This window comes from Xanthomonas sp. SHU 199 (assembly GCF_000364665.1).
Classification (GTDB): Bacteria; Pseudomonadota; Gammaproteobacteria; order Xanthomonadales; family Xanthomonadaceae; genus Xanthomonas_A; species Xanthomonas_A sontii.
Map to the genome: position 1 here is coordinate 1 of NZ_AQOI01000287.1, position 5,944 is coordinate 5,944.

Annotated in this window: 5 protein-coding genes and 1 pseudogene; 4 read left to right on the forward strand and 2 right to left on the reverse strand. The window is 67.4% G+C overall.

All coding sequences use genetic code 11. The annotated features are described in order from the left end of the window. Positions 1–533: pseudogene (locus D183_RS24460) on the forward strand (TonB-dependent receptor); the annotation flags it as partial. A 280-nt stretch (positions 534–813) separates the two neighbouring features. On the opposite strand, the gene D183_RS27450 reads toward D183_RS24460, so the two are convergent. After that, positions 814–975: a hypothetical protein gene (locus D183_RS27450; protein WP_017908969.1), complete on the reverse strand. Its 162-nt coding sequence runs from the start codon at positions 973–975 to the stop codon at positions 814–816. Between the two features lie 354 nt (positions 976–1,329). Between D183_RS27450 and D183_RS0110625 the strand changes: the two genes are divergently transcribed. Further along, positions 1,330–1,761, forward strand: coding sequence for a hypothetical protein (locus D183_RS0110625; RefSeq protein ID WP_026144368.1), 432 nt, complete (start codon positions 1,330–1,332; stop codon positions 1,759–1,761). Here the strand turns inward: D183_RS0110625 and D183_RS0110630 are convergent. Continuing rightward, positions 1,751–3,262 (reverse strand): MASE1 domain-containing protein, encoded by a 1,512-nt coding sequence (locus tag D183_RS0110630; protein ID WP_026144369.1) that lies wholly within the window; start codon positions 3,260–3,262, stop codon positions 1,751–1,753. The genes D183_RS0110625 and D183_RS0110630 overlap by 11 nt on opposite strands. Positions 3,263–3,743: 481 nt before the next feature. Here D183_RS0110630 and ybaL point away from each other — a divergent pair, with 481 nt between their 5' ends. After that, positions 3,744–5,423: a YbaL family putative K(+) efflux transporter gene (gene ybaL / locus D183_RS0110635; RefSeq protein WP_017908972.1), complete on the forward strand. Its 1,680-nt coding sequence runs from the start codon at positions 3,744–3,746 to the stop codon at positions 5,421–5,423. Between the two features lie 211 nt (positions 5,424–5,634). Then, positions 5,635–5,944 (forward strand): aldolase/citrate lyase family protein (locus D183_RS0110640; protein WP_017908973.1); only part of this gene is annotated, 310 nt, incomplete at its 3' end.

The window sequence follows — 5,944 nt, forward strand, 5'->3', positions numbered from 1 at the left end:
CCATCGACACCAAGACCCAGGGCGTGGATGCGATCGGCACCTACAAGCTCACGCTGCCCGCGAGCAGCCTCGATCTCACCGCCGGCTACAACTACAACAAGACCGACATCGAGAAGATCGCCGGCAATCCTGCGGTCCTGGAAGCGATCGACCCGACCGCGGTACGCATCGGCCGTGCCGAGATCGGCCGCATCACCCGCGGTTCGCCGCGCGACAAGTTCTTCCTGAGCAGCGTATGGTCGCCCGGCGCCTGGGCCTTCACCGCCACGGCCACGCGCTGGGGCGAATTCACCGACTTCGGCACCACGCCGGCCGCCGACCAGACCTATGCGGCCAAATGGACCCTGGACCTGTCGGCCGCCTACAGCCTGGGCCGCTGGCGCGTGACCGTCGGCGGCGACAATGTGCTCAACGAGTATCCCGACCGCTCGCGCGCCGGCGCCGGCACCCGCACCTATCTGCCGTACAGCACGTCCTCGCCGTTCGGCTTCAACGGCGCCTTCGCCTACGCCAACGTCAACTACAGCTGGTGATGCATTGCGGCGGCGGTGTCCCGGCACCGCCGCCGCCGCGTTCATCGCAGACAACGCCGCGACCGCATGTCCGCCAGGTCGGTCTGGATGGCGTGCGGCGCTACACCGCTGACGCAGGCATCGGATGGGCACCAACGCGGCGGTGACGAAGCGTCGGCAAAGCGCGCGCCCATAAGCCTCGTCACGTTCGGCAACGCATCGCACTCGCGCCGTCATCCGTTCGACCCATGCGTTTGCAACGAAGCGCCGCCTGATCGCGACCGACAGCGACGCAGAGGCGTCAAACATTCGCCGCGCGATCCGGGCGCATCGGGCCGAGCGACTGCACCGATCCGGTCACGTCGGTGATGGCCATCTCAGACACGACACGACTCGTGATCGCATCCGAAAAACGCCGGGCGACGGCGCGATGGATTTCCCCACGATGCAACGCGTTCGCCATCGACAGCGGCGTTCGGCATCGCTTGGCTGTGCCGAACGCGGAAGCGCCAGCAACAACATGCCCTGCTGCACCGCGAGGACATACCCGCAATGTGTGGCATGGAAACTGCAATAAGGTCCACGCCCGACACCCCGGCGATGCCGGATGGTCGACGCGAATCGCGCGTGACCTGGGGCCATACCTGAGCAAGCCGATGCGGCGTATTTGCGGGAATTCTTCCGCAAAAATAAGCGTGAGCCACATCACAAGTATGAATCGATTGATTATTTGTCAACAGTGGCCTGTTGCGATTCGCGTAATGTGGAATCGCCTGAACGGCAGGCAAAAAAGCCCCATCCGGGGAAGGACCGTGTCATGTGGAAAACTTCAAAAATAGCGGTGCTATCAGGCATCGTCGCGTGCTCGGCGCTGGCGTCCAGCGCCTATGCGCAGAGCTGTTGCCCGAGCGGCGGCAACGGCAGCCCGATCTCCATTCGTGGTCTGGGTGAAAGCGCGCCGGCGGCGACCAATCTGTCCACCAACGCGTCGGCGCGCATCTACCAGTTCGAGCGCAACGGCGTGACCTACCTGCAGATCAACGACTCCACCGGCCAGGTGCGTGGCGCGATCGGCCGCGTCGGCGACACCGCCTGGGTGACGCCGATGGGCAAGGACGTGGATCGGGTGAGCACCGTCGACACCTTCGACAGCAGCCGCGGCACCGTGGTCTACGATGCGCGCTACTTCACCGTGCAGCTGGCCAGCAGCGCCAACGGCGACGTCTGGACCGTGACCATCAAGAAGTAACGGTCTTTTCCAGCGGTTCGGAGATCAGGAAGCTGATCTTTTGCTCATGACGGCGCCGGCAGGTGCCGTCATGAGCCTTCAAGCGGCTGGCCAGTTCCCAGTCCATCTCGTTGGCGCTGTGATGCTTGCGGCCGCCGCCCGGCATCGCCGCATCGGCTTCCACGGTCACCACCACGCCGCGCTTGCCGCGTGCCGACCAGACTCGTGCGGTGATCGTATGCCGGCCCGCATCGGGCAGGATTTCCATGGCGTTGAGCACGCAGCGATACGCCGCCAGCTGCAGCCCGATCGACAGCCGCCGCGAATCCCCGTGCAGGCGCGCCTCGACCTCGGTATCGCAGGCGTTGGCGAAGGCGATGGAGTTCAGCGCGCCGTATAGGCCGTGGGTTTCGATATCCAGCGGATACAGCGCCGCCACGTAATCGTCCAGCAACTGCGCCTGGATCACCCCGGTACGGTTCATTTCCATCGCCGCGGCGTAGTGGCCGTGCTCCTTCAGCGTGCTGGCGATGTCGCGGCGCAGCTTGTTGATATGCACGTGGATGTCGGTGTACTCGATCACGCGGTTACGCAGGGTGCGCTCGGCCGACATGTAGCTGGCCTGGGCCACCTGCAACGCCTCCTGTTCGGCGAAGCCCAGGCGCCGGGCCTGGTCCATCACCCCGGCGATGCGGGTACCGAGCACGAACAGCGTGGTGGCGGCGAACGACACCAGCATCTGCACGTAGAAGGTTTCCAGGTCGAACGCACCGGCGTGATGCGACTTGGCCAGCGCCATCGCCACCGCGATGTCGGCCATGACGATGCCGACCGCAGCACCGCGCCACTCGTGGCCCAGGGTCAGCCAGAAACCCGGCACGATCATCATCACCAGCAGGAACTGGCGTGCGACTCCGTCCGGCACGTTCATCGCCGCCGCGAACAGGACCGCCACCATCAGCGCCGCGCGCAGGCTGTCGTGCATCAGCCCACGCGACATCAGCGCGGTGCCTTCGCGGCGCACCCACAGCAAGGCCGGCAGCACGAACACCAGGATGCCGAGATAGTTACCGATCCAGAACTTCAGCGCGTTCTCGACGTTGATGTCGGTGGTCGGCCCATCCAGCACCCAGTTCAGCGCCTTGTTGATCAGCACGCCCCACAGCGCCATGCCCAGCACCACCGGCAGCAACCGCTGCTGCCAGACCATCATGTCGGGGACGCGGCGGCGGAACCACAACGGCACCAGCGCCGACAGCGGCATCAGCAGCAACGGGCTGAGATAGGCCCAGGCCGCGCTCTGCCCCTCGTCGATCAGCGGCACACGCAGCACCAGCAGCGCAGCGGCATCGCCAAGCAGCAAGTACGGCCACAGCCGCAAGGGCATGAACAGCAACACGGCCGCGCGCAGGCCGGCCGGCAGGAACCATTGGTCAAGAGACAACTGCCACGCCATCAGGTATCCGGCGCAGTACACGGAGCTCAGGAGCAGTCCCTTCGCGAATGTCTTCAGTCTAGCCATGCCACCCTGGTCCTGGCAGGACACCTAATTGGCGCAAACATACACCACGGGATGGGCCGAAACAGTAGACAGATAACGTCCATCATCCGCTGTAATGCCTTTCCTGACAGGGAGTTGCGCGGGGGACCCGATCGCTGCGACTTCCATCCCACTCAGGGTGTCGGGGAGCGGGAGCCGGTGGCTGGGATACGGCACCGCCCGGGTCGCCGGTTGCGCGGCTCGCGGCCCTGGCACGCGCGTCCATGCCCCACCTGCGCGATGCCGAGGGCATGCGTCTCGCGGCGGCCTGCTCCCGATGCCAGCCGCCCAGCCGCTGCCCGAGATCGTCCCGTCCTGTCGCCGCACGCGCAGCCCGCCACGTAATGGGCCCGTGGCCCAATCACGATGCCCGGGGTCCGCCAGCCATTTGGCGCCACCCATCGATTTGCCGACAAAAGCCCCGATCGGCGACACTCGGGGCCTACTTGTTCTGCGATCCTGAATGCATCACGACACCAGTCTCATCGACATCATCGCGGTCGGGCTCGCGCTCGCCTTCATCCTCGGCACGCTCGCCCATCGCCTCAAACTCTCGCCGCTGGTCGGCTATCTGGTGGCGGGCATCTGCGTGGGCCCGTTCACGCCGGGCTTCGTGGCCGACCAGGCCCTGGCCACCCAGTTGTCGGAACTGGGGGTGATGCTGCTGATGTTCGGCGTGGGGCTGCACTTCTCCCTCGAAGACCTGATGGAAGTGAAGTGGATCGCGATCCCCGGCGCGCTGGCGCAGATCACGGTCGCCACCCTGCTCGGTTGGGGCCTGGCCTGGAGCATGGGCTGGCCGACCCTGCACGGCCTGGTGTTCGGCCTGGCGCTGTCGGTGGCCAGTACCGTGGTGCTGCTGCGGGCGATGGAGGAACGGCGTCTGCTGGAAACCCTGCGCGGGCGCATCGCGGTCGGCTGGCTGATCGTGGAGGACCTGGTGATGGTGCTGGCGCTGGTGCTGCTGCCGGCACTGGCCGACGCGCTCGGCGGCAAGGGCGCCGACACCGGGGCGATCCTCGGCGCGCTCGGCGTGACCCTGCTGAAGATGGCCGCGTTCGTGGCGGTGATGCTGGTGGTCGGCCGCCGCGCCATCCCGTGGGCGCTGGAGAAGGTCGCCGCGACCGGCTCGCGCGAACTGTTCACCCTGTCGGTGCTGGCGATCGCGCTGGGCGTGGCGTTCGGCTCGGCCACGCTGTTCGGCGTGTCGTTCGCGCTGGGCGCGTTCTTCGCCGGCATGCTGCTGAAGGAATCCGAGCTCAGCCACAAGGCCGCCAACGACTCGCTGCCGCTGCGCGACGCCTTCGCGGTGCTGTTCTTCGTCTCGGTGGGCATGCTGTTCGATCCGCACATCCTGGTCGAGCATCCCTGGCAGGTGCTGGCCACGTTCCTGACCATCACCGTCGGCAAGTCGCTGGCCGCCTTCGTGATCGTGCGGGCATTCGGCCACCCCACCGGCATCGCCCTGACCATTTCCACCAGCCTGGCGCAGATCGGCGAGTTCTCCTTCATCCTGGCCGGCCTGGGCGTGAGCCTGGCGATCCTGCCCGAGACCGGCCGCGACCTGATCCTGGCCGGCGCGCTGCTGTCGATCATCGCCAACCCGCTCCTGTTCACCTGGCTGGACCGCTGGCAGGCGCGGCAGGCGGTGGAGGCGCCGGTGACGGTGGAGCCGGAGTTGCCGCCGGGCCCGTCGCTGGACCTGGTCGACCACGCCATCGTGATCGGCTACGGCCGGGTCGGCAGCGCGCTGGCGGCGGTGCTGCGCGAGCGCGGCGTACCGGTGCTGGTGATCGACGACAACCGCGACCACGTCGAACGCGCCCACGCCGACGGCATCCCCGGCATCCGCGGCAGTGCCGCCGCCGACCGCGTGCTGGCCGAGGCGCACCCGGACAAGGCCAAGATCGCGATCCTGGCGATCCCGCAGCCGCTGGAGGCCGGCGAGGCCCTGGCCAAGCTGCGCGCGCTGAACCCGGCGCTGACCCTGCTGGCGCGGGCGCACAGCGATGCCGAGGTCAAGCACCTGCTCGACCACGGCGCCGACGGCACGGTGATGGCCGAGCGCGAGCTGGCCTATTCGCTGGCGGAAATGGCGATGGCGACGCCGCCGTACCGGGGGATGCGCGCCGCCGCGCGCTGAGGCCTTGACCGCGCGGCTTAGGGATTGGGGATTCGGGACTGGGGATTCGCAAAAGCGGCTCCTCTTCGGCGAGTGAGTCGCAGCGAAGAGCGTGGTGGCGCACAGAAAGCGTCTACGGCGGCCGTGAAGACTTGCAGCGAATCTTCTTGATAAGCATTCTCGTTTGCGGCAGGATTGCGCTCCCTTCCCCAGTTCCGCGCGCCCTCCCCCCATGGCCTGCAAGATCGGGTTGCTCAACTCCGTGCCCAGTGCCCTGCTGTGCGAGATGTTCGGGCATGTCGGCTACGACTTCGCGGTACTCGATCTGGAACACGTGCTGCGCTCGCCCGCCGAGCTGGAACATGCCATCCGCGCCTGCGAGCTGGGCGGCTGCGAACCGTGGGTGCGCGTGCCCGAGGTCGATGCCAAGCTGATCGGCCGGGTGCTCGATGCCGGCGCCCGCGGCGTGGTCCTGGCCGGGCTGGACAGCGCCGAGCAGGCCGAGCGCGCGGTCGCCGCCGCGCACTTCCCGCCGCACGGCC

Bases quoted from the DNA above. Each gene is read 5' to 3' on its own strand.
- D183_RS0110625 (WP_026144368.1), top strand. From the start codon at position 1,330: ATGTGGAAAACTTCAAAAATAGCGGTGCTATCAGGCATCGTCGCGTGC.
- D183_RS27450 (WP_017908969.1), bottom strand. From the start codon at position 975: ATGGCGAACGCGTTGCATCGTGGGGAAATCCATCGCGCCGTCGCCCGG.
- ybaL (WP_017908972.1), top strand. From the start codon at position 3,744: ATGCATCACGACACCAGTCTCATCGACATCATCGCGGTCGGGCTCGCG.
- D183_RS0110630 (WP_026144369.1), bottom strand. From the start codon at position 3,262: ATGGCTAGACTGAAGACATTCGCGAAGGGACTGCTCCTGAGCTCCGTG.